Raw genomic sequence first — 857 nt, forward strand, 5'->3', positions numbered from 1 at the left:
TTGATCAGCTTGACGGTGATCGACACGTTATCGCCTGGCATAACCATTTCTTTGTCCGCTGGCAGTTCGATCGAACCGGTCACGTCAGTCGTACGGAAGTAGAACTGTGGACGATAGTTGTTGAAGAACGGAGTGTGACGGCCGCCTTCGTCTTTCGACAGAACATAGATCTCGCCGGTGAAGTGGTTGTGCGGCTTGATCGAGCCTGGCTTCGCCAGAACCTGACCACGCTGTACGTCTTCACGCTTGGTGCCGCGCAGCAGCAGACCGACGTTGTCGCCAGCCATACCCTGGTCCAGCAGCTTGCGGAACATTTCCACGCCGGTGCAGATGGTTTTGACGGTGTCGGTGATACCAACGATTTCGATCTCTTCGCCGACTTTGATGATGCCGCGCTCGATACGACCGGTCACCACGGTACCGCGGCCCGAGATCGAGAACACGTCTTCCACTGGCATCAGGAAGGCGCCGTCCACTGCGCGCTCTGGCGTAGGGATGTAGCTGTCCAGTGCGTCGGCCAGAGCCATGATGGCTACTTCGCCCAGAGGACCGGTGTCGCCGTCCAGCGCTTTACGTGCCGAACCTTTGATGATAGGCAGGTCGTCGCCTGGGAATTCGTACTTCGACAACAGCTCGCGAACTTCCATTTCAACCAGTTCCAGCAGCTCTTCGTCATCGACCAGATCGCACTTGTTCAGGAACACGACGATGTATGGAACGCCAACTTGACGGGCCAGCAGGATGTGCTCGCGGGTCTGTGGCATTGGGCCGTCGGCTGCGGAGCAAACCAGGATCGCGCCGTCCATCTGCGCAGCACCGGTAATCATGTTTTTGATGTAGTCGGCGTGGCCTGGGCA

The 857-nt window shown here is 58.0% G+C and carries 1 protein-coding gene; it reads right to left on the reverse strand.

From position 1 onward, the window contains the following. On the reverse strand, positions 1-857 hold an 857-nt coding region (gene tuf / locus RUGAMON1_RS32615; protein ID WP_445234419.1), incomplete at both ends, for an elongation factor Tu.

This window comes from Duganella rhizosphaerae, from assembly GCF_040364205.1.
Taxonomy (GTDB): domain Bacteria; phylum Pseudomonadota; class Gammaproteobacteria; order Burkholderiales; family Burkholderiaceae_D; genus Rugamonas; species Rugamonas rhizosphaerae.